Origin of the sequence: Halomonas sp. (assembly GCF_031581305.1) — a bacterium.
GTDB lineage: Bacteria > Pseudomonadota > Gammaproteobacteria > Pseudomonadales > Halomonadaceae > Halomonas.
Genome location: NZ_JAVLBC010000028.1, coordinates 1 through 20,704, shown reverse-complemented (window position 1 = coordinate 20,704; position 20,704 = coordinate 1). Strand labels below are relative to the sequence as shown.

General features: G+C 66.1%; 22 protein-coding genes and 2 pseudogenes. 11 read left to right on the top strand and 13 right to left on the bottom strand.

Annotated features, from left to right (window positions below; translation table 11 throughout):
* Positions 1-665 (bottom strand): ferredoxin--NADP reductase (locus tag RI841_RS04300; protein ID WP_310704342.1); only part of this gene is annotated, 665 nt, incomplete at its 3' end.
* Between the two features lie 144 nt (positions 666-809).
* Between RI841_RS04300 and RI841_RS04295 the strand changes: the two genes are divergently transcribed.
* Entirely contained in the window at positions 810-1,736 is a 927-nt protein-coding gene (locus RI841_RS04295; RefSeq protein WP_310704341.1) for a LysR family transcriptional regulator, read from the top strand.
* A gap of 53 nt (positions 1,737-1,789) precedes the next feature.
* Here the strand turns inward: RI841_RS04295 and RI841_RS04290 are convergent, their stop codons facing one another.
* From RI841_RS04290 to hemE, 3 genes are all read right to left on the bottom strand, one after another.
* Entirely contained in the window at positions 1,790-2,218 is a 429-nt protein-coding gene (locus RI841_RS04290) for a host attachment protein (RefSeq protein ID WP_310704340.1), read from the bottom strand.
* Positions 2,219-2,368: 150 nt separating this feature from the next.
* Positions 2,369-2,776 carry a VanZ family protein gene (locus tag RI841_RS04285; RefSeq protein ID WP_310704339.1) on the bottom strand — a complete coding sequence of 136 codons (408 nt, stop codon included), beginning with the start codon at positions 2,774-2,776 and terminating at the stop codon, positions 2,369-2,371.
* Complete coding sequence (gene hemE / locus RI841_RS04280; RefSeq protein ID WP_310704338.1) at positions 2,769-3,845, bottom strand: uroporphyrinogen decarboxylase; 1,077 nt, start codon at positions 3,843-3,845, stop codon at positions 2,769-2,771. Before hemE ends, RI841_RS04285 begins: the two co-directional genes overlap by 8 nt.
* Before the next feature lie 155 nt (positions 3,846-4,000).
* On the opposite strand from hemE, the gene ribA reads away from it, so the two are divergent.
* Together ribA and RI841_RS04270 are read left to right on the top strand one after the other, a co-directional pair.
* Positions 4,001-4,636 (top strand): GTP cyclohydrolase II, encoded by a 636-nt coding sequence (ribA, locus tag RI841_RS04275; RefSeq protein ID WP_310704337.1) that lies wholly within the window; start codon positions 4,001-4,003, stop codon positions 4,634-4,636.
* A gap of 45 nt (positions 4,637-4,681) precedes the next feature.
* Positions 4,682-5,353 carry a hemolysin III family protein gene (locus tag RI841_RS04270; protein WP_310704336.1) on the top strand — a complete coding sequence of 224 codons (672 nt, stop codon included), beginning with the start codon at positions 4,682-4,684 and terminating at the stop codon, positions 5,351-5,353.
* Between the two features lie 27 nt (positions 5,354-5,380).
* Here the strand turns inward: RI841_RS04270 and djlA are convergent, their stop codons facing one another.
* The 4 genes from djlA to RI841_RS04250 are packed head-to-tail and all read right to left on the bottom strand — an operon-like array spanning position 5,381 to position 9,253.
* Positions 5,381-6,139, bottom strand: a complete 759-nt coding sequence (gene djlA / locus RI841_RS04265) for a co-chaperone DjlA (RefSeq protein WP_310704335.1) — start codon at positions 6,137-6,139, stop codon at positions 5,381-5,383.
* Between the two features lie 28 nt (positions 6,140-6,167).
* A complete protein-coding gene (gene dxs, locus RI841_RS04260; RefSeq protein ID WP_310704334.1) occupies positions 6,168-8,078 on the bottom strand; it encodes a 1-deoxy-D-xylulose-5-phosphate synthase in 1,911 nt (636 codons plus the stop codon).
* Between the two features lie 16 nt (positions 8,079-8,094).
* The gene (locus tag RI841_RS04255; RefSeq protein WP_310704333.1) at positions 8,095-8,982 is read right to left on the bottom strand and encodes a farnesyl diphosphate synthase; all 888 of its coding nucleotides are present in this window, start codon (positions 8,980-8,982) and stop codon (positions 8,095-8,097) included.
* Entirely contained in the window at positions 8,969-9,253 is a 285-nt protein-coding gene (locus tag RI841_RS04250; protein ID WP_310704332.1) for an exodeoxyribonuclease VII small subunit, read from the bottom strand. Before RI841_RS04250 ends, RI841_RS04255 begins: the two co-directional genes overlap by 14 nt.
* A gap of 262 nt (positions 9,254-9,515) precedes the next feature.
* Between RI841_RS04250 and serA the strand changes: the two genes are divergently transcribed.
* Complete coding sequence (gene serA, locus RI841_RS04245) at positions 9,516-10,766, top strand: phosphoglycerate dehydrogenase (protein ID WP_310704331.1); 1,251 nt, start codon at positions 9,516-9,518, stop codon at positions 10,764-10,766.
* A 505-nt stretch (positions 10,767-11,271) separates the two neighbouring features.
* Here serA and RI841_RS04240 read toward each other — a convergent pair.
* Positions 11,272-12,522: an amino acid deaminase gene (locus tag RI841_RS04240; protein ID WP_310704330.1), complete on the bottom strand. Its 1,251-nt coding sequence runs from the start codon at positions 12,520-12,522 to the stop codon at positions 11,272-11,274.
* 99 nt (positions 12,523-12,621) lie between these two features.
* On the opposite strand from RI841_RS04240, the gene RI841_RS04235 reads away from it, so the two are divergent.
* Positions 12,622-13,407: an enoyl-CoA hydratase gene (locus RI841_RS04235; RefSeq protein WP_310704329.1), complete on the top strand. Its 786-nt coding sequence runs from the start codon at positions 12,622-12,624 to the stop codon at positions 13,405-13,407.
* Between the two features lie 106 nt (positions 13,408-13,513).
* Entirely contained in the window at positions 13,514-14,338 is an 825-nt protein-coding gene (gene bhcR / locus RI841_RS04230; protein ID WP_310704328.1) for an HTH-type transcriptional regulator BhcR, read from the top strand.
* An 84-nt stretch (positions 14,339-14,422) separates the two neighbouring features.
* On the opposite strand, the gene RI841_RS04225 is transcribed toward bhcR, so the two are convergent.
* Positions 14,423-14,905, bottom strand: a complete 483-nt coding sequence (locus RI841_RS04225) for a MarR family winged helix-turn-helix transcriptional regulator (protein ID WP_310704327.1) — start codon at positions 14,903-14,905, stop codon at positions 14,423-14,425.
* A gap of 122 nt (positions 14,906-15,027) precedes the next feature.
* Between RI841_RS04225 and hmgA the strand changes: the two are divergent.
* The 3 genes and pseudogenes from hmgA to maiA all read left to right on the top strand — a co-directional run bounded on the left by hmgA (position 15,028) and on the right by maiA (position 18,092).
* Positions 15,028-16,335: pseudogene (gene hmgA, locus RI841_RS04220) on the top strand (homogentisate 1,2-dioxygenase).
* Positions 16,336-16,405: 70 nt separating this feature from the next.
* Positions 16,406-17,431 (top strand): fumarylacetoacetate hydrolase family protein, encoded by a 1,026-nt coding sequence (locus RI841_RS04215; RefSeq protein ID WP_310704326.1) that lies wholly within the window; start codon positions 16,406-16,408, stop codon positions 17,429-17,431.
* A 16-nt stretch (positions 17,432-17,447) separates the two neighbouring features.
* On the top strand, positions 17,448-18,092 hold the full coding sequence (maiA, locus tag RI841_RS04210) for a maleylacetoacetate isomerase (protein WP_310704325.1): 645 nt from the start codon (positions 17,448-17,450) through the stop codon (positions 18,090-18,092).
* A gap of 97 nt (positions 18,093-18,189) precedes the next feature.
* On the opposite strand, the gene RI841_RS04205 is transcribed toward maiA, so the two are convergent.
* Positions 18,190-18,558 (bottom strand): hypothetical protein, encoded by a 369-nt coding sequence (locus RI841_RS04205; RefSeq protein WP_310704324.1) that lies wholly within the window; start codon positions 18,556-18,558, stop codon positions 18,190-18,192.
* A 202-nt stretch (positions 18,559-18,760) separates the two neighbouring features.
* Here RI841_RS04205 and RI841_RS04200 point away from each other — a divergent pair, with 202 nt between their 5' ends.
* Entirely contained in the window at positions 18,761-18,907 is a 147-nt protein-coding gene (locus tag RI841_RS04200) for a hypothetical protein (RefSeq protein ID WP_310704323.1), read from the top strand.
* A gap of 118 nt (positions 18,908-19,025) precedes the next feature.
* On the opposite strand, the gene RI841_RS04195 is transcribed toward RI841_RS04200, so the two are convergent.
* The gene (locus tag RI841_RS04195; RefSeq protein ID WP_310704322.1) at positions 19,026-19,457 is read right to left on the bottom strand and encodes a hypothetical protein; all 432 of its coding nucleotides are present in this window, start codon (positions 19,455-19,457) and stop codon (positions 19,026-19,028) included.
* A gap of 173 nt (positions 19,458-19,630) precedes the next feature.
* Positions 19,631-19,798 (bottom strand): hypothetical protein, encoded by a 168-nt coding sequence (locus tag RI841_RS04190; RefSeq protein ID WP_310704321.1) that lies wholly within the window; start codon positions 19,796-19,798, stop codon positions 19,631-19,633.
* A 330-nt stretch (positions 19,799-20,128) separates the two neighbouring features.
* On the opposite strand from RI841_RS04190, the pseudogene RI841_RS04185 reads away from it, so the two are divergent.
* Positions 20,129-20,704, top strand: a pseudogene (locus RI841_RS04185) (aspartate carbamoyltransferase); the annotation flags it as partial.

Below are 20,704 nucleotides of genomic sequence, written 5' to 3'. Positions count from 1 at the left end.
GGGCTGCCGCAGATCATGGCGCGATCCTGCTTGGGGTCGATGGCCGGCAGGCCGGTGTCCTCGGCCAGCTTGCCGCTGCGGATATGGTCGGTCAGACGCCCCATGGTATGGAAGGTCTCGCGGGTCACGGTGGGGTAGTAGACCAGCTTCTCGCTGATCTCCTCGCCCAGATACTCGTGGGCCGGCAGGTCCTTCTGGATGAAGTCGGCGTAGGCCAGCTCGCTGACGTTGCGCACGCCGTGCACCAGCACCACCTTCTCGAAGCGCTCGTAGACCTCAGGATCCTGGATCAGACTCATGAACGGCGCCAGGCCGGTGCCGGTGGAGAGCAGATAGAGGTTGCGCCCCGGCAGCAGGTCATCGGTGACCAGAGTGCCGGTGGGCTTGCGGCTGACCATGATCTGGTCCCCCACCTTGAGGTGCTGGAGGCGCGAGGTCAGGGGGCCATCGGGCACCTTGATGCTGAAGAACTCCAGGTGGTCCTCGTAGTTGGGGCTGGCGATGGAGTAGGCCCGCATCAGCGGCTTGCCGTTCACCTCGAGACCGATCATCACGAACTGGCCGTTCTTGAAGCGCAGGCTACGCTCTCGGGTGGTCCGGAAACTGAAGAGGGTATCGTTCCAGTGGTACACACTCAGAACGTCCTCAAGCGCAAACTTGCTCATGCCGACTCCTTGATATTCTATAAAAGAATAGATTGGACATCAAATCTTTGAGCGCAATTCTAAGAGCCGGGGCAATATCTGTTAAATGGATTGTATGGATAACACTTATCTATACTATGGATATTAAATGCCTCGAGGAGCGTCATGCGTTATACCCTGCGCCAGCTGGAAGTCTTCATCGCCGTCGCCCAGCACGAGAGCGTCTCCCGGGCGGCCCGCGCCCTGGCGCTCTCGCAGTCGGCGACCAGCACCGCCCTCGCCGAGCTGGAGCGGCAGTTCGACTGCCGGCTGCTCGACCGCATCGGCAAGCGCCTCAAGCTCAATGCCCTGGGATTCCAGCTGCTGCCCAAGGCGGTGGCCCTGCTCGACCGAGCCGAGGAGGTGGAGGAACTGCTGCGCGGCCAGCAAGGTATCGGCACCCTGAACGTAGGCGCCACCCTGACCATCGGCAACTACCTGGCGACCCTGCTGATCAGCGACTTCATGCAGCGCCATCCGGGCAGCCGGGTGCGCCTCTCGGTGCGCAACACCCGGACCATCATCGACAGCGTTCGTCAACACGGGCTCGACCTGGGGCTGATCGAAGGACAGTGCGAGGATGAGGACGTGATCACCCAGCCCTGGGTGGAGGACGAGCTGGCGGTGTTCTGCTCACCCCGCCACCCCCTCGCCACGGCCGGCCCGGTGGAGCTGGACCGCCTGCTGCGCGAGGCCTGGATCATGCGCGAACAGGGCTCCGGCACCCGGCTGACACTGGAGCAGGCGGCCCGGCATCGACGCGGGCGCTTCAACATCCTGCTGGAACTGGAGCATACCGAGGGCATCAAGCGGGCGGTGGAGTCGGGACTCGGCATCGGCTGCGTCTCGAAGCTAGCCCTACGCGATGCCTTCCGCCGGGGCAGCCTGGTGCCCATCGCCACGCCGGAGCTGGACCTGAGCCGCCAGTTCACCTTCATCTGGCACCGCCACAAGTACCTGGCCACCGGCATGCGCGAGTTCCTCAAGCTGTGCCGGCAGATGACCGAGGGTATCCGTCGCAGCGACCAGATCGACCTACCCCAGGTGCCCTGATACAGCGCGGCCCGGCGAGATGGCCGGGCCGCAAGGGAGACGACAGTGGGTGACTAGCGAAGGTCGCTGACGGCCTCCTGGATATCGGCGAGGGAGGCCTTGGTGAGATCCTTGGCCAGGGTGTGGATCACCAGCTTGGCGGTGGGACCATCGATCTTGTCCCGCAGCAGGCCGAGAAAGCGCGGCGGAGCCACCAGGATCAACTTCTCCATGGTGTTGTCGACGCGGGCGCGATAGAGCCGCTCGGCGACCTCGCGGGCGAAGATCTCCTCGTGGTGCTGTGTCGCCACGTTCTCCCCGCCGGCGCTGCGCGAGGTCGTCGTGGTCGACTCGTGGACATCGCCACCGCGATCCGTCACCAGGTCCCCCTCGTGCATGCGCCCCTCGGCATGGACAAGGCTATCTTTCTCGCTGACCTTGAGTCCATCGCGGGTGAACAGTCGAGCCCGCGCCGAATCAGCCACCACGATATAGGTTGTCATAGCCACTCCTTGATGCTGGTGAGTTGACGGAAGTCCTCCCGAAGGGACAGCCACTTCCGCCTCGCATTCCACATTGGCAAGCCCGCCCCCATTGGTCAACCTGGCGATACGCGGGCGGACGGAGCCCGACGCCAGCCGGGAGCCGCGCCTCTAGCGTCCCGGCATGCCCCGAGGCGGACGGCGCAGGCAGATCCGGCGGAAGGCATAGAGCCCCAACGCCGCCGAGGCCGCACCCAGCCCGTTGGCCAGAATGTCGGCCCAGTCGCCGCCACTGCGGCCGGGCACCGGGAGCTGGGCAATCTCGATGGCAATACCCAGCAGCAGCGCGGACAGGAAGGCCAGCGGCAGGCGCACACCGGCGAGCCCGACCAGGCCCGCCAGGCCGGCATAGCCGATAAAGTGGCTGGCCTTGTCCCAGGGCAGCGTCTCGGGCATCTCGCTACCGGGCGTCAGGCTGCCCCAGACGATCACCAGGCCCGCCAGGCAGACCAGCACCACCCAACGGCGGCACCAGCGTCGATCCTCTCCTGAGGCCAGCCGGTAAAGCCCGTCAGCCATGGGCGATGTTGCGATGATAGGCCGGGCTCAGGTCATGGAGGGCGTCCATGAAGGCCGTGACATGGTCCGGATTGGTGAACTGGTTGATGCCGTGGCCCAGGTTGAAGACATGGCCGGGCCCGTGGCCAAAGCTATCGAGGGTACGCGCCACCTCGGCACGGATCGCCGAAGGGCGGGCAAACAGCACGTGGGGGTCGAGGTTGCCCTGCAGGGCGACACGATGGCCGACCCGCGCCCGGGCATCGGCGAGCTCGGTGGTCCAGTCCAGACCGACGGCATCGGAGCCAGCCGCCGCGATGTCCTCCAGCCACTGGCCACCGTTCTTGGTGAACAGGATCACCGGCACCCGGCGCCCCTCGTGCTCACGGATCAGGCCGGCGACGATCTGCTCCATGTAACGCAGCGAGAACTCCAGATAGGCCGGCGTGGAGAGCGCGCCTCCCCACGTATCGAAGATCTGTACCGCCTGGGCGCCGGCGCGGATCTGGGCATTGAGGTAGTCGGTGACCGCATGGGCCAGGGTATCGAGCAGCCGATGGATGGTGTCCGGCGCGTCATAGAGCATCGTCTTGACGTGGCGGAAGTCCTTGCTGGAGGCCCCCTCCACCATGTAGGTGGCCAGCGTCCAGGGGCTGCCGGAGAAACCGATCAGCGGCACTCGGCCGTTCAGCTCGCGGCGGATGGTGGAGACCGCCCGCATCACGTAGTCCAGGTCGCGCTCGGCGTCCGGCGCCTGCAGGGCATCCACCTCGGCCGAGGTGCGCACCGGCTTGCGGAATTTCGGCCCCTCGCCGGTCTCGAAGTAGAGCCCCAGCCCCATGGCATCGGGGATGGTCAGGATGTCCGAGAAGAGGATGGCCGCATCCAGGGGGTAGCGCTCCAGCGGCTGGAGGGTGACCTCGCAGGCCAACTCCTGGTTGCGGCACAGGTCCATGAAGCTGCCGGCATGGCTACGCACCTCACGATACTCCGGCAGGTAGCGGCCGGCCTGGCGCATCATCCATACCGGGGTACGGTCGACGGGTTGACGCGCCAGGGCGCGCAGAAAGCGGTCGTTCTTGAGTTCCATGCGGGCGCTCGTCCACGGAAAAATGTGGGCATCATTGTACCCCATCGAACGGCCCGGGGATGAGCCCCGTGACACAACGGTGAGCCGGGCCAGCCTTCCTGATAGAATGGCCCTCCACCCGTCGGCAACGCCGTGGTCTTCCACCGAGGTACATCGTGACGATTCGATTCATCGCCGCCTCCCGGCTGCCCACCCCCTGGGCCACCTTCACCATGCACGGCTTCGAGGACGATGCCACCGGCAAGGACCATATCGCCCTGACCCTGGGCGATGTGGCCGATGGCGAACCGGTGCTGGGACGAGTCCACTCCGAGTGCCTGACCGGCGATGCGCTCTTCTCCATGCGCTGCGATTGCGGCTTCCAGCTGCAGGAGGCGCTCAAGCGCATCGCCGAGGAAGGGCGGGGCGTGCTGCTCTACCTGCGGCAGGAAGGCCGCGGCATCGGCCTGCTCAACAAGATCCGCGCCTATCGCCTCCAGGATGCCGGCGCCGACACCGTGGAAGCCAACGAGCAGTTGGGCTTCGCCGCCGACCTGCGTCGCTACGACCTCTGCGTGCCGATGCTCGATCACTTGGGGATCAAGGCGCTGCGCCTGATGACCAACAATCCCCGCAAGGTCGACGCCCTGACCCAGGCCGGCGTGGTGGTCGTGGAACGCGTCCCGCTGACCACCGGTCTAAACCCGCATAACGAGCAATACCTCACCACCAAGGCCGGCAAGCTTGGCCACATGATGGCGCTGGGCGACTTCACCCGGGCCAGCGATGTGGATATTGAACGCAAACCCTGAGCCACCGGGTCCCGGCATCGGGCTGGCTCCCTGCAGAAGGCCCCGATGACGCACCACAGACGCCTAGACGAGACGCCCTTCAGTAGCCTGGAGGAACGCCTTCACAGCATTAGCCATGGCATCGGCGCGGCGCTTAGCCTCGCCGGCGTAATGGTGCTGCTCGTGCTGGCCAGCCTGGCCGCCCGAGCCGATCCCTGGAAGCTCGTCGGCATCGGCCTCTACGGCATCAGCCTGGTGCTGCTCTATACGGCCTCCACCCTCTACCACGGCGTCCGCCACCCACGCCTGAAGCGTCTGTTCCAGCTGCTCGACCACTGTGCGATCTATCTGCTGATCGCCGGCACCTATACGCCTTTCCTGCTGGTCAACCTGCGAGGCCCGACGGGCTGGACGCTGTTTGTCACCGTCTGGTCCTTGGCGCTGGCCGGCATCGCCTGCAAGCTGGCCTGGCCCCACCGCTTCGCCGCGCTGCGCGTCGCCATCTACCTGATAATGGGCTGGCTGATCGTTTTCGCCGGCGACGAACTGGCGGCCCGGCTATCCGCGACCGGTCTTGCCCTGCTGGTCGCCGGCGGTGTCACCTATACCCTTGGCGTGGTCTTCTATACCCTCAATGCCATTCCTTTCAACCACGTGATCTGGCACCTGTTCGTCATGGGCGGCAGCACCTGCCACTACTTCGCGGTCTACACAGCGGTACTGCCCTTCACGCTCTGAGCCCAATGCACGAAGGTTGCAGCAGCGTCAGGCAGCACGCGCCTTGCGGATACGCTCGTAGGCACTGCCGATCTCGCTGGTGCGCTCCTTGGCGACCTCGCGCATGCTCTCGGGCAGGCCCTTGGCGGCGAGCTTGTCGGGGTGGTTCTCGCTCATCAGGCGCCGGTAGGCCTTCTTGATCTCGGCGTCGCTGGCATCCTGGTCGACCCCCAGCACCCGGTAGGCATCCTCCAGCGAAAGGCCCTGCTCGTCCGCTCCCGCGGGGCCTGCGCGCAGCATGGCCTCGATCTGGGCAATCTCGGCTTCAGAGCAGCCCAGACCCCGCACCACCCGCATCAGCATCTCATGCTCGGCGGGATGCAGCTGGCCGTCGGCGGCGACCGCCGCCAGCTGCACCTGCAGAAAGACCTGACGCAGCGCGGGCTGATGAGCCGCGATGTGGCGAATCTTGGCCAGCTCGGCGTCCAGGTCGAAGTCGGATGCCTTGCCGCGGGTAAAGTCCGCGCGGGCCTTGGCGCGCTGGGCCTCGTTCAGCCGCAGCCGATCCCACAGCTTGCGGGACGCTTCCAGCTCATCCTCGGAGACCTGGCCATCGGCCTTGCACAAGCACCCCATGACGGCGAAGGTCGATTCCAGGAACTGCGACTGGGCGCCGACAAGCTTGTTGATCAGGCGCTTGCGCAAGCGCTTGCCCAGCCAGAAGCCCAGCACCCCACCTACCAGAAGGCCAATGGGCCCGCCGATGGCCAACCCCAGCAGGGCACCGATCAATATCAGAAACAGCATCGCAACCTCATGGCAGTAACGTGAAATCTCAGGGTAGCCGTGCGCGGATCGAGGCCTCGATGCCGTCCGCGTCCAGGCCGCACTCGGCGAGCAGCTCGGCAGGCTTGCCATGCTCGACGAAGGCATCGGGCAGCCCGAGGTTGAGCACTTCCACCTGCACCCCCTCGGCCATCAGCAATTCGTTGACGGCACTGCCGGCACCGCCGGCGACCACGTTCTCCTCCAGGGTCACCAACAGATCGTGCTCGTCGGCCGCGGCCAGCACGGCGTCACGGTCCAGCGGCTTGATCGAACGCATGTTGAGATGGCTGGCGTCGAGGCGCTCGGCCACTTCCGCCGCCGGACCATTGAGGCTACCGAAGGCCAGCAGGGCCAGCCGTACCTCGCCCCCGGTGCCACGACGACGACACTCGGCTCGGCCGATCGAGATCGGCTCCAGGTGTTCGGGCGTGGGGATACCCGGTCCGGTGCCACGCGGGTAGCGCACCGCGGCAGGGCCGGGATGGTGGTAGGCGGCACTGAGCATCGCTCGACACTCGGCCTCGTCGGCGGGGGCCAGTACCACCAGGCCCGGCAAGCAGCGCAGGTAGGAGAGGTCCAGGCTGCCGTGATGAGTGGGCCCATCCTCGCCCACCAGGCCGGCGCGATCGATGGCGAAGGTCACGTCCAACTCCTGCACGGCCACATCGTGAATCAACTGATCATAGCCGCGCTGCAGGAAGGTGGAGTAGATGGCCACCACCGGCTTCATGGCCTCGCAGGCCAGCCCCGCGGCCAGGGTCACCGCATGCTGCTCGGCGATGGCCACGTCGAAGTAGCGCTCGGGGTACTCCTGCGAGAAGCGAACCAGGTCGGAGCCCTCGCGCATGGCGGGGGTGATGCCGACCAGACGCTCATCTACCGCCGCCATGTCGCACAGCCAGTTGCCGAAGACACGGCAGTACTTCTGCTTGCTGCTGACCGGCGGGCTCGCCGGCTTGAGCGGCGGTGGCGTCTCGCCGTTCTTCTCCAGCTTGGTGATAGCGTGATAGCCGATGGGATCCGCCTCGGCGGGCAGGAAGCCCTTGCCCTTGCAGGTCTTCACGTGGAGGAACTGGGGCCCCTCCAGGTCGCGCATGTTGCGCAGAGTCTGCACCAGCAGCGGCAGGTCATGGCCGTCGATGGGCCCGATATAGTTGAAACCCAGCTCCTCGAAGAGCGTGGCCGGGCTGATCATGCCCTTCATGTGCTCCTCGGTACGCCGCGCCAGCTCCAGGGCCCCGGGCAGATGGGAGAGCACCCGCTTGCCGCCCTCGCGCATGCTGGTGTAGGGCTTGCTGGTGAGGATGCGTGCCAAATAACTGGCCATGCCGCCGACGTTCTCGGAGATCGACATCTCGTTGTCGTTGAGCACCACCAGCAGGTTGGCGTCCACATGGCCGGCATGGGCCAGGGCCTCGAAGGCCATCCCCGCGGTCAGGGCGCCATCGCCGATCACCGCGCAGACCCGGCGCTTCTCGCCGCGAGTGCGGGCGGCCAGCGCCATGCCCAGGGCCGCCGAGATAGAGGTGCTCGAATGGCCCACGCCGAAGGTGTCGTACTCAGACTCAGCGCGCCGCGGAAAGGCGGCGAGGCCGCCGTACTGGCGGATGCCGGTCATCGCCTCGCGACGCCCGGTGAGGATCTTGTGGGGATAGGCCTGGTGGCCCACGTCCCATACCAGTCGATCGAAAGGAGTCTCCAGCGCCTGGTGCAGGGCCACCGTGAGTTCCACCACGCCCAGGCCGGCGCCGAAATGGCCACCGGAGACACCCACGCTGTAGAGCAGGTAGGCGCGCAGCTCGTCGGCCACCTGGGCCAGCTGGTCGGCGTTCATGGCGCGCAGCGCGGCCGGGGTGTCCAGGGTATCGAGCAACGGCGTGGCCGGACGCTCGACAGGAATGTCATCGAACAGCTTCATGTGGGCCCTAGTAGTGTCAGTAATCTCGCTCGATCATGTAGCGGGCCAGGTCGACCAGAGGGGTGGCGGCCTCGCCCAGCGGCGCCAGGGACCCCACAGCCGTCTCGACCAGCTCGTCGGCCCGTCGACGGGCGCCCTCGAGTCCCAGCAGGCTCGGGTAGGTGGGCTTGGCCCGGGCAGCATCGGCCCCGGAGGTCTTGCCCAAGGTGGCGGTATCACCGGTCACGTCGAGGACGTCGTCGTGGATCTGGAAGGCCAGTCCGATGGCATCGGCATAGGCGTCCAGGGCGGCCAGTCGAGCGTCGGCCTCGTCGACAGCGACCAGCCCGCCGAGGCGCACCGCGGCGCGGATCAACGCACCGGTCTTGTGGCCGTGCATGGCCGCCAGCGCCGCCACATCGGGATGCCCGCCGACAGCGGCGAGGTCCAGTGCCTGTCCGGCCACCATGCCGTCGCGCCCGGCGGCGCCGGCCAGGCTGGCGACCAGTGCCGACAGCCGGGGATGGCCGGCCCGCGCCAGTACCTCGAAGGCCAAGGCCTGAAGAGCGTCACCGGCAAGTATCGCGGTGGCCTCATCATAGGCCCGATGCACCGTAGGCTGGCCGCGGCGCAGGTCATCGTCGTCCATGGCCGGCAGGTCGTCGTGGACCAGCGAATAGGCGTGGACCAGCTCCAGCGCCATGGCCGGGGCATCCAGGTCGTCGTCTGCGGCACCCAGGGCGCGACCGGCCGCATAGACCAGCACAGGCCTCAGTCGCTTGCCGCCCACCAGCAGACCGTGACGCATGGCCGCCTCGAGGCGCGGCGAGGGAGCCGAGCGCGCCGCGAAGAGCGTCTCGAGACGGGCATCGACCCGATCACGATCCGCAAACAGGCGACCTGCCAGGGAATCAGCGCTCACCATCGTCCTCCGCGGAGGGCGCGTCGAAGGGTTGCAGGTCAACACCGCCGGCCTCGCCCTCGGTCAGGGTGCGCACCCTCAGCTCCGCCTCGTCGAGCCGACGCTGAGCGTCGCGGGTCAGGCGAACCCCCTTCTCGAAGGCGGCCAGCGATCCTTCCAGTGACAGCTCGCCGGACTCCAGTCGCTCGACGAGCTGCTCAAGCTGCTCGACAGTGGCGGCGAAGTCGGCCGGTGCCGGCTCGTCGCCGCTGCCTTGGCTGTGCTGTTCCGCCATCGCCTCTCTCGCTGGTGGCTTGTATATGGGCGGACAGTATACACGCTCTCCCCGGGGGGTCGTCTGCCCCGTCCCGGCCTTGCGCAACTTGCATGCCATTCACCCTGTACGCTCAGCATTTTCATCCTCGCGCATGCCGGCTGTGGTAAGCTATCGGCCCTGTTTCGAGCCTGCCCTAGCCCCTCTCCGGCGGGCCCCAGGCTCTTCAGCATCTTCATGACACATGCATGCGGCACGCGCCGACGAAGGGGTTGAATCGACCATGGCCAAAACGTCCCTGGACAAGAGCAAGATCAAGATCCTGCTGCTCGAGGGCGTCCACCAGAGTGCGGTGGACAATCTTCTCAATGCCGGTTACACCAACATCGAACACCTGCCGACCTCGTTGGACGAGGCAACGCTGATCGAGAAGATCCGCGACGTCCACTTCATCGGCATCCGCTCGCGGACCCAGCTCAACGAGCGCGTCTTTGACGCAGCCGAGAAGCTGGTGGCGGTGGGTTGCTTCTGTATCGGCACCAACCAGGTGGATCTCGATGCCGCCCTGGTGCGCGGCATCCCGGTCTTCAATGCTCCCTTCTCCAACACCCGCTCGGTGGCCGAGCTGGTACTGGCCGAGGCGATCATGCTGCTGCGCGGCATCCCCGAGAAGAGCGCAGGCGCCCACCAGGGCGGCTGGCTGAAGTCGGCGAAGAATGCCCATGAGGCGCGCGGCAAGACGCTGGGCATCATCGGCTACGGCAGCATCGGCTCGCAGCTTTCGGTGCTCGCCGAGTCGCTGGGCTTCGACGTGATCTACTACGACGTGGTGACCAAGCTGGCGATGGGCAATGCCCGTCAGGTGGCCAGCCTCGAGGAGCTGTTGGCCCGTGCCGACGTGGTCAGCCTGCATGTGCCGGACCTGCCTTCCACCCGCTGGATGATTGGCGAGCCCGAGATCGCCCTGATGAAGCCGGGCGGCATCCTGATCAACGCCTCCCGCGGTAGCGTGGTGGTGATCGAGGCCCTGGCCGAGGCGCTGAAGACCGGCCGCCTCAACGGCGCCGCCATCGACGTCTTCCCGGTGGAGCCCAAGGGCAACGAGGAGGAGTTCGAGAGCCCGCTGCGCGGCCTGGCCAACGTCATCCTCACCCCGCACATCGGTGGCTCTACCCTCGAGGCCCAGGAGAACATCGGCATCGAGGTCTCCGAGAAGCTGGTCACCTACTCCGACAACGGTACCACCGTCAGCTCGGTCAACTTCCCCGAGGTGGCCCTGCCGGCCCATCCGGGCAAGCACCGCCTGCTGCACATCCACGAGAACGTGCCCGGGGTCCTCTCCGAGATCAACCGCGTGCTCTCCGAGAACGACATCAACATCCTCGGGCAGTACCTGCAGACCAACGAGCGCATCGGCTACGTGGTCATCGACGTGGACAAGGCCTACGGCGCGCGAGCACTGGAGGCCCTGCGCCAGGTAAAGCACACCCTGCGCGTGCGGGTGCTCTTCTCCGAGAGCAGCTACGCCGACTGAAACTACCCCGCGTGCCAATCCAGAGCCGCCGCGTCGATGACGCGGCGGCTCTTTTTTCTGAAAGGGGCCCAGACAGACGACTTTCCTGCCTGCCCTCCTCCATCCCGGGACAAGACCATGCCGAGTGGCTCGCAAGCGCCACGTTGTGAGCGGATGGGCGTTGAGCATCACGGCCTTGACAGTGGTCCCAAAGGCTCTCATTTTTGTACACAATCTGTGCCATATATTGGACTACACACAAAGCACACACACCATATCGAAGGCACCTGAACCAGGGCTCCAGTCCGCCACGAGACTCGGCTAACCCTTATGTCCACGACAGAGGCATCGCCGAGGGATTTCCAGGAGGGGCTCTACGCCGACCTCTCCGACACCTTCCAGTCGATCATCAAGTCGGGACTGATTCCCGGCACGCTCTGCGCCATCATCCTCAACCTGATCCTGCCCCGCGACGAGCGCTCCCCTTCCGCAGTGACGCTTGAGGTCGCCGAGCCCGCCTTGACGGTCAGAAGCAGGTCTCGAGGACCTCGACCACCTCCAGCGACTCGTCGACCCGACACAGGCGCCGCCACTTGTCGAAGGTCAGGCAGGGATGGGAGACGCCAAAGGCAACGATGTCGCCCACGCGCACCTCGTCAACCCCCTCGGGCATGCGCACGAAGGCGTGCTGGTCCATGAGCGTCTCCACCCGCCAGCCTTCGACCGGCAACGTCCGGTCCGCCGTCCCGCCTTCGCGATAGCGGCGCAGCGCCCGCGGCAGACGGTCGCCGCCCACATCGCGACGCCCCATCGCGACGATGGCCAGTCCCGGCTCCGGCAGCGACTGCACCTGGGCGAAGACCTCCATGGCCGGTCGCAGCCCCTCGCCGAGGGCCGGTCGACGCTCCAGTACCCGGTCCTGGGCTTCACCGTAGAGCCCGTGGTCGTGGGTCACATAGCAGCCGGGACGCATCACCCGGCGGACCTGCCCGTCCAACCCGGCATCGCGGAAGACCTCGGCGACGATGTCGTGCCAGGCGGACCCGGAGGCGGTGACCAGCGGACGCGCCACTGCCAGCCGGCCGGCGCGCTGCAGGGCGTTGAGAGTGTCGACCAGGTCGGCCGCATAGGCCGCCACCGACGCCTCCGGGGAGGCACCCGCCTCGGCCTGGACCAGACCCTCGTAGCCCTCCACGCCGGCCAGTTCGAGGCCGGTCGCTTCGTCGACCACGACGGCCAGCGCCAGTACTTCCTCGCGGCTGCGACAGCCACAGCGCCCGCCCGGGACGCCCCGCTCGATCAGCACCGGCAGGCACAGGCCTCGCTCGGCGAAGAAGGCGTCCAGCTCGCGGGCGTTGTCGGGGGAGTCCACCAAGCACCAGAGCTCGGCGCCGGCCTCGAGCAGGTCCGCCACGATGGCCATGTTGGCATGCCCCACCAACTGGTTGGCCAGCAGCAAGCGCGTCATCCCATGGGCAAAGGCCGCCCGGCACTGGGGGGCGGTGGACAGGGTGATCGCCCAGGCGCCCTCCTCGAGCTGGCGACGAAAGAGCGCCGGCGCCATGGTGGTCTTGCCGTGAGGGGCCAGGAGGGCGCCATGGGCATCACAGAAAGCCTGCATCCAGCCCAGATTGTGGGCCAGCGATGCCTCGTGCAGCACTGCACTCGGCAGGCTCACATCCACCAGCAGGCGGGGGCCGGTCTCGGGCACCCCCTTGTGCTCGGCGCAAGCGGGGACCGCCACGAAGGCAGTGTCATCGGGGGAAACGTCGCTCATGGGCACTCCTCGCCAGGGACCGTCTTTGGTCGCAAGCCTAACCAAAGCGCTGCCCGGAGCGCTAGGCTGGGGGCTGTTACTTCCACCGGAGACCCCACGATGCAGGATGACACCCCCCTGGTCCGGCGCCACGATCTCGATGGTGTGACCACCCTGACGCTGAACCGGCCAAAACAGTTCAACGCCCTCTCCGAGGAGATGCTCGAAGCCCTGGGTGGCGAGCTCGACCGCGTGGCCGCCGACGAGGGCGTGCGCTGCGTGGTGATCGCCGCCGAGGGCCGCGCCTTCTGCGCCGGCCACGACCTCAAGCAGATGCGCGCCACGCCCGACAAGGCCTACTACCAGCAACTCTTCGAGCGCTGCGGGGCCCTGATGCAGGCCATCGTCGCCCTGCCAGTGCCGGTGATCGCTCGGGTACAGGGCATCGCCACGGCGGCGGGCTGCCAGCTGGTGGCCAGCTGCGATCTGGCCGTGGCCACTCGCTCGGCTCGCTTCGCCGTCTCGGGCATCAATGCCGGGCTTTTCTGCTCCACGCCGGCGGTGGCGCTCTCGCGCAATGTCGGTCGCAAGCGAGCCATGGAGATGCTCTTCACCGGCGAGTTCATCGACGCCGACCAGGCTCGCGACTGGGGCTTGGTCAACCGGGTCGCCGACGACGAGGCCCTCGACGAAGCGGTGGGCGCGCTCACCGCCAGTATCTGCGCCAAGAGTTCCGTCGCGGTGCGCACCGGTAAGGCGATGTTCCACCGCCAGCTCGCCATGCCGCTGGACGAGGCCTACGCCTACGCCGGAGAGGTGATGGCGTGCAACATGATGGCCGAGGATGCCGGCGAAGGGATCGATGCCTTCATCGAGAAACGCCCAGCCGAGTGGCAACACCGCTGAGTTCGCGGCAGCATCGCTTGTTGGAAGCCATTTCCGCAACCGCGACAGCGCCCGGCCGACGCGGTATCCTGTGGCCTCAAGAAAATGCGGCAGGAGGACAATCCGGGTGAGTGAAGGCAAGCGCAGGACAGCGGGACGGCCCGCCGGGTCGGGCAAGAGCACCAGCGGCCACAGCCAGTCGCTGGTGCGCGGGCTCAACCTGCTCGAGCGCCTGGCGGCCAGCCCCGGCGGCCTGGCCCTCTCCGAGGTGGCCGAGCAGGCGGACCTCGCCCCCTCCACCACCCACCGACTGCTGCAGGCCCTGCAGAGCCAGGGGTTCGTCACCCAGGACAGCGAGCTCGGCGTGTGGAAAATCGACGTCAAGACCTTCCGCATCGGTAATAGCTTCCTCGAGGCCCGCGACTTCGTCGGCACCAGCCGCCCCTTTCTGCGCCGCCTCACCGCCCAGACCGGCGAGACGGCCAACCTCGGCGTGCGCGACGACGGCACGGCGGTCTTCCTGGCCCAGAGCGAGTCATCGCAGATGATGCGCATGATCACCCGGCTCGGCTCTCGGGCACCCCTGCATGCCTCGGGCGTCGGCAAGGCGCTGATGGCCTGGCTGCCGGAGGACGAGTTCGAACGCATCCTCGACGAGCGGGGCCTGGCGCGCGTCACCGAGAACACCCTGCACACCCCCGAGTCACTGCGTGAGGGGCTGGCCGAGATCCGCCGTCAGGGCTTCGCCTGTGACCGGGAGGAGCATGCCATCGGCCTGCAGTGCGTGGCCGCCTGCATCCACGACGAGCACGGCACCCCGCTGGCCGCCATCTCGGTGTCCGGCCCCAAGGCGCGCATCCCCGAGGCGCGCCTGGCCAGGTTGGGCGAGCTGGTTCGCGACACCGCGGCCGAGATCACCGCGCGGCTGGGCGGCAAGGTCCCGGTGGCCTAATCGTCGCCCTGCCCCCTGACCGACACGACGGCGCCCGGCCATGGCCGGGTGCCGTCGTGTCAAGGACTCGTTTCCAGGGGCAGCCTAGCCAATGCGCTCCAGCTGCCGCTCGAGCTTGCCCATGGCATTGAGCAGGTCACGGTATTCACCCGCACTCAGGGTCGCCACGAGCTCAGCCTCCCAATCCTGGGCCTCCGGGATCAGGTGCGAGAGCAGCGCTGCCCCGTCGCGAGTCAGGTGCAGATCATGGACCCGCTGGTCCCTGGCGGAGGGCGTCCGTGTCACCAGGCCACGATCGACCAGCGCCTGCACCGCTCGGGAGACCCGCGCCTTATCCATGTTGGTATAGGTGCAGACCTTCTTGGCGGTCAGGTCATCACAGTGGCTGAGCCAGGCCAGTACACGCCACTGGGCCACGTTTAGGTCGTAGCGCTGAGCATACATGCGCTCCAGCTCGTCGCTGATGCGATCGGCCAGCCGATTGAGTCGATAGGGCAGGAACTGGTTGAGGTCCAGCTGGCCGGGTCCCTGCTGCGGAATTCCTTGATTCTCTTCTCCTGACGACACCCTTCTTCCTCCTAGTCTGGGGCCTACATTTATCTACAGACATATAGTTTCATATGAAACAATACCGATCTAGCATCGAAGAATTGGTTTCACTTGAAACTGTATATCGGAGCATAATGACAATGATGGCCCACCTCCTCTACCAGAGCGGCTTTCACAACCATTTTTCCACCGAGGCCCTGCCGGGCGCCCTTCCCAAGGGCCTGAACTCCCCACAGAAGTGTGCCTACGGGCTCTATGCCGAGCAGCTGACCGGCTCCGCCTTTACCGCCCCGCGCCACCAGAACCTGCGAAGCTGGCTCTACCGCATCCGTCCCTCCGTGGTGCAGAGTGCCTACCAGCCGCTTGAGAACCGCCGTGTTCACACCTCGCCGCTGGACAAGCCCGCCGCCGACCCCAACCAGATGCGCTGGGACCCGGCCCCGCTGCCCGGCGAGCCCACCGACTTCGTCGATGGCCTGCTGACCATCGCCGTCAACGGCGATGCCGGCGCCCAGAGCGACGTGGGCGTTCACGTCTATGCCTTCAACCGGGACATGACCGACCACTTCTTCTATACGGCGGATGGCGAGATGCTCTTCGTCCCGCAGCTGGGCGCGCTGAGGCTGCGCACCGAGTTCGGCGAGATCGACGTCGACAATGGCGAGATCGCCGTGATCCCGCGCGGCGTCAAGTTCCAGGTACGCCGTGCCGCTGGCGTCGATGCCGCTCGCGGCTATATCTGCGAGAACTACGGCAACCCCATGGAGCTCCCCGGTCTCGGACCCATCGGGGCCAATGGCCTGGCCAACCCGCGTGACTTCCAGAGCCCCGTCGCCGCCTATGAGGACCTCGAGGGTGACTTTTCACTGGTAGCCAAGTTCTCCGGCCGCTTCTGGGAGACGCGCCTCGGCCACTCACCGCTGGACGTGGTGGCCTGGCACGGCAACTACGCGCCCTAAACGTACAACCTCGCCAACTTCAACACCATCAACACGGTCAGCTTCGATCATCCCGACCCGTCGATCTTCACCGTGCTGACCTCCGCCTCCGATACTCCCGGGATGGCCAACCTGGACTTCGTCATCTTCCCGCCGCGCTGGATGGTGGCCGAGAACACCTTCCGTCCGCCCTGGTTCCATCGCAACCTGATGAGCGAGTTCATGGGCCTGATCCACGGCGAGTACGATGCCAAGGCCGAGGGCTTCCTGCCTGGCGGCGCCAGCCTGCACAACTGCATGTCGCCCCACGGCCCGGATGCCGAGACCTTCGAGAAGGCCTCCACGGCCGAGCTCAAGCCGCAGTACCAGGGCAATACCCTGGCCTTCATGTTCGAGAGCCGTTACGTCTACCACCCCACCGCGGCGGCCCTGGAGGCGGACTTCCGCCAGCGCGACTATGTGGACGTCTGGTCGACCCTGCGCTCGCACTTTGATCCCAACAAGCCTTGATCGAACACGACACGTATTGATAGCGAGCCCCTTGCCAGGGGCTCGTGCCTGACGAAAGGACGAATACGAGATGAAACTCGCCACTCTCAAGAATGGCCGCGATGGCGAACTGATGCTGATCTCCCGCGACCTGACGCAGGCCGTGCGCGCCACCGATATCGCCCAGACCCTGCAGCAGGCCATCGAGGATTGGGACGCGGTCAGCCCCCGTCTCGAAGCTCGCTACGCCGAGCTCAACGCCGGGGCCGACGGCGCCTTCGATCTCGATCAGAACGCCCTGCACTCGCCGCTGCCGCGTACCTACCACTGGGCCGACGGCTCCGCCTATCTGAATCACGTCCAGCTGGTGCGCCAGGCACGCAACGCCGAGATGCCCGAGACCTTCTGGCATGATCCGCTGATGTACCAGGGCGGCGGCGACAGGTTCCTGGCGCCTACTGAGAACATCGAGGCGATCAGCGAGGAGCACGGCATCGACTTCGAGGGCGAGATCGCCGTGGTCACCGACGACGTGCCCATGGCGGTGACCCCAGAGCAGGCGTCCGGCCACATCAAGCTGATCATGCTGGTCAACGACGTCAGCCTGCGCGGCCTGATCCCGGGCGAGCTGGCCAAGGGCTTCGGCTTCTTCCAGGCCAAGCCGGCTTCCGCCTTCTCACCCATCGCCGTCACCCCGGACGAACTGGGCGACGCCTGGCATGACGGCAAGGTCCACCTGCCCCTCACGGTGCATCTCAACGGCGAGAAGTTCGGCGAGCCCGAAGCCGGCCCCGACATGATCTTCAACTTCCCTCAGCTGGTCGCTCATGCGGCCAGGACCCGCTACCTGGGCGCCGGTGCCATCGTCGGCTCGGGCACTGTCTCCAACCCGGCCCCCGACGGCGGCCCCGGAAAGCCGATCAGCGATGGCGGCGTAGGCTACAGCTGCCTGGCCGAGGTGCGCATGGTGGAGAAGATCCTCCACGGCGACAGCAAGACACCGTTCATGCGCTTCGGCGACCGGGTAAGCATCGAGATGTTCGACCGGGAAGGCAAAAGCATCTTCGGCGCCATCGACCAGCAGGTGGTGAAGTACGAGGCCGGCACTGACAAATAACGGCAAGGAGCTATCCATGACCATGCTCTACGGCTACTTCCGCTCGTCGGCCGCCTACCGGGTACGCATTGCCCTGAACCTCAAGGGCCTCGACCATGACCAGGTCCCGATCAATCTGGTGAAGGGTGAACAGTGCCTTGATGCGAACCTCGGCCGCAATGCCCAGGGACTGGTGCCTAGCCTGGTGACGGACAATGGCCTGGTGCTCAACCAGTCGCTGGCGATCTGCAAATATCTGGACGAGAGGCATCCCGAACCGCCCCTGCTGCCGGCAGATGCCGGGGGGCGAGCGCGGGTACGTGCGCTGGCCCAGCTGGTGGCCTGTGAAATCCATCCTCTCAACAACTTGCGGGTTCTCAAGTACCTGGTGGACGAGCTGGGGTTGGACGAAGACGCAAAGCTGGCCTGGTACCGGCACTGGATCATCGAGGGTTTCGATGCTCTTGAGACCCTACTGAAACGAGAGCTGGGTACCGGCGACTTCTGCCATGGCAACACCCCGACACTGGCCGACATCTGCCTGGTGCCGCAGGTGTTCAACGCCGAGCGCTTCGAGTGCGATCTTTCGGCCTATCCCACGCTGCGTCGCATCGTCGACCACTGCAACGCCCTGGAGGCCTTTCAGCAGGCGGCACCCAACAGGCAGTCCGACGCCGGGTAAGCAAGCCGCCGCCGGCTGCGCACGCTAATAAAGCGGGCGACGCCCTAAATCGGACCGGGGCCTCGCTCGCTTGTCGTTGGCTTCCGGGAAAGTTCGTTCAGGAGATCGCTGTGCTGAAATTGACGTCCCCCGCCACCGTGGCAGTGCTGGCGGCGCTGACCGCCCTGGGAGGCTCTTCTCGCTCTGCGCCTTCGAGGTCTTGATTCGCCGCGGCCACGAGCATGCCGATAGCCCACGTCCGGTCTTCGTCAGCACCCCACGAAGACGGCCATGACCCATGACTGGAAGCAGTTTCGCAGCGCCCCTTCGGCATCAACGGCGCGCCGGGGATCGGTCCCGCCTCGAAGGGAGAGCCATCGGCCGGGGTCAGTGGACTCTCGGCATAGGTGTAGGACGTCACCTGGCGCAGGTTGGCGAAACCGCTGGCGTAGTCGTTGTGGAAGGCCAGCGCCAGGGCCCCGGTCACCCCCACACCGGCCCGGTCCCCACGATGGCTACCCGTTGACGAACCGTCTGACCATCCAGCTCGGGGAGACGAACGAAGGGGAAATACGGATAATCGACGTAGAGCGAATCAGTCTCGGCGCGTCCGGCGGGGTGCTTGGGCACCTCCTGACAGGGAGTTCAGGGTTGTGGTCTGATGGGGGCGCAGCTTAACCCGGGGTATCATGCCCCTCCTGCCCGTTGAAAACCGGGACAAATACCCTTCCTTCTACGACGATGGTCTGTACCTGCTGCGCGGCCACACCCTAAAGACCGCCGCCGAGCTCGACATCGCCTTATCAATCGCCGAGACCTTCCGCAAGCGCGCCTAAGCCAAGCTGGGTGTGCGCTCCAAGGAACGGCTGGTGGCGCTGTGCCGGAAGGGATAGCCTCGGAACGAAAAAGCCCCGGCACATGGCCAGGGCACGATGACGCTTGCGTCGAACTGACTCAGCCTGCAGCGAGACTGTCGAACGCCTTGGCATTGGGGCAGAAGCCGCGACACTCCTCCACCTCGGCGCCGGCGCGCATGGCTTTCCAGCAATGACCTACGGCCGGGCAGGCATTGCAGGTATCGCGCAGCACGTCATAGCCGGGCTCTACAACCAGCGCCGTATCCTGCAAGCCGAAGTGCTGCATCATCACCGGCATCAGAGTCCTGGCCGGAACGAAATCGGTCGGCTGACCCGCCACCATTTGTCGTGCCATCTCACGCTCAAAACCAGGCTCGAGGGGGCTCTCCAGGTCAGTCAGCAGTTCATGATAGGCAGGACCGGCTTCATGCTGGACGTCACGCACCAGTTGGGCCGTGGAAGTGGCATAGCAGCGTTCGGACAAGCGCTCCCACCAGCTGAGTGTCCGAGTGGTCTGTGCAGTGGCCATGGTGAATCCCTTCTCAGGTGATCTTGATGTCGTTGCCAGTATCGACCGGGGGGAGCCGGGATGCCTTGACCAGGATCAAAATGATTTCAAGTGAAACTTGCCTGCGAAAGTCGGCACCGAAAGAGAGCACGGCCACGGCCGTGCTCTCGGGTCGAACCGGTGGCTGCCAGGACTCAGGCTTCGGGGTCGATCACCTCACCGGCGAAGAGGCCTTCTTCGTCACCGATGCGCAACCAGATGTTGAGGGTGTGCACGACCGAGAAGCGGCGCGGCTGCTTCATGCCTTCCTCGGGCACACCGAGGAAGTGCAGCGCCACCGTGAAATATCGTTCGATGGCCACCACCCTGCAAACCCAGGATTGCGGCCTGCGCGCGCTGGAAATCGTCGCCGAGCACACCGAGGGCGTCACTGTCGCCGAACTCGCCGAGCAACTGGCGGTTCACCGCGCCCTCCCCTTGCATCGCCGCAGGTTCGGCCCGGCGTGGAGGCCTGCGTCGGTGCGGTCGCCATGGACGACCTGGACACGGACACGACCATCCGCGAGGTGATGGCCCATGCCGGCCAGCTCACCGAGCTGGTCGGCCAGTAGCCTGAGGCGGGTCGCCCGTGAAGCCATCCCTTCGGAGGGTTACACTAGTGCCCGTTCCCCAGCCACCAGCAGAGGCCTGTGATGAGTTCCCACCTGCTCTCCATCGACTCCCTGTCCCGCGATGACATCGATCACCTGATGCGCGTCGCCGCGCGGATGGAGCCCATCGCCCAGCGGCGCAAGATCACCCGGGTGCTGGAAGGGGCCGTACTCGGCAACCTCTTCTTCGAGGCCAGCACCCGCACCCGGGTCAGCTTCCACGCGGCCTTCTGCCGGCTCGGCGGCAGCGTCTGCGACACCACCGGCTTCACCTTCTCCTCCATGGCCAAGGGCGAGTCGCTCTACGACACCAGCCGGGTCATGAGTGGCTATTGCGACGCCATCGTCATGCGCCACCCGGATCAGGGCTCGGTGGCAGAGTTCGCCGCGGCGACGAATGTGCCGGTGATCAATGCCGGTGACGGCCCCGGCGAGCATCCCAGCCAGGCGCTGCTGGACTTCTACACCATCGACAAGGAGTTCGCCCTCCAAGGCAAGTCGCTCAGGGACGCCCATGTGCTGATGACCGGCGACCTCAAGTACGGCCGCACCGTGCACTCCTTGATCAAGCTGCTGTCACGCTACGCCCCGATGCGCGTTACCCTGGTGGCGCCGCCC

Excerpts from the sequence above, each read along its gene's own strand:
- RI841_RS04195 (WP_310704322.1), bottom strand. The coding sequence starts at position 19,457 with ATGGCCACTGCACAGACCACTCGGACACTCAGCTGGTGGGAGCGCTTG.
- RI841_RS04235 (WP_310704329.1), top strand. The coding sequence starts at position 12,622 with ATGCAGGATGACACCCCCCTGGTCCGGCGCCACGATCTCGATGGTGTG.
- RI841_RS04200 (WP_310704323.1), top strand. The coding sequence starts at position 18,761 with ATGCCCCTCCTGCCCGTTGAAAACCGGGACAAATACCCTTCCTTCTAC.
- serA (WP_310704331.1), top strand. The coding sequence starts at position 9,516 with ATGGCCAAAACGTCCCTGGACAAGAGCAAGATCAAGATCCTGCTGCTC.
- RI841_RS04240 (WP_310704330.1), bottom strand. The coding sequence starts at position 12,522 with ATGAGCGACGTTTCCCCCGATGACACTGCCTTCGTGGCGGTCCCCGCT.
- maiA (WP_310704325.1), top strand. The coding sequence starts at position 17,448 with ATGACCATGCTCTACGGCTACTTCCGCTCGTCGGCCGCCTACCGGGTA.
- RI841_RS04215 (WP_310704326.1), top strand. The coding sequence starts at position 16,406 with ATGAAACTCGCCACTCTCAAGAATGGCCGCGATGGCGAACTGATGCTG.
- RI841_RS04295 (WP_310704341.1), top strand. The coding sequence starts at position 810 with ATGCGTTATACCCTGCGCCAGCTGGAAGTCTTCATCGCCGTCGCCCAG.
- hemE (WP_310704338.1), bottom strand. The coding sequence starts at position 3,845 with ATGGAACTCAAGAACGACCGCTTTCTGCGCGCCCTGGCGCGTCAACCC.
- RI841_RS04250 (WP_310704332.1), bottom strand. The coding sequence starts at position 9,253 with ATGGCGGAACAGCACAGCCAAGGCAGCGGCGACGAGCCGGCACCGGCC.
- RI841_RS04270 (WP_310704336.1), top strand. The coding sequence starts at position 4,682 with ATGACGCACCACAGACGCCTAGACGAGACGCCCTTCAGTAGCCTGGAG.
- RI841_RS04285 (WP_310704339.1), bottom strand. The coding sequence starts at position 2,776 with ATGGCTGACGGGCTTTACCGGCTGGCCTCAGGAGAGGATCGACGCTGG.
- RI841_RS04255 (WP_310704333.1), bottom strand. The coding sequence starts at position 8,982 with ATGGTGAGCGCTGATTCCCTGGCAGGTCGCCTGTTTGCGGATCGTGAT.
- dxs (WP_310704334.1), bottom strand. The coding sequence starts at position 8,078 with ATGAAGCTGTTCGATGACATTCCTGTCGAGCGTCCGGCCACGCCGTTG.
- djlA (WP_310704335.1), bottom strand. The coding sequence starts at position 6,139 with ATGCTGTTTCTGATATTGATCGGTGCCCTGCTGGGGTTGGCCATCGGC.
- RI841_RS04290 (WP_310704340.1), bottom strand. The coding sequence starts at position 2,218 with ATGACAACCTATATCGTGGTGGCTGATTCGGCGCGGGCTCGACTGTTC.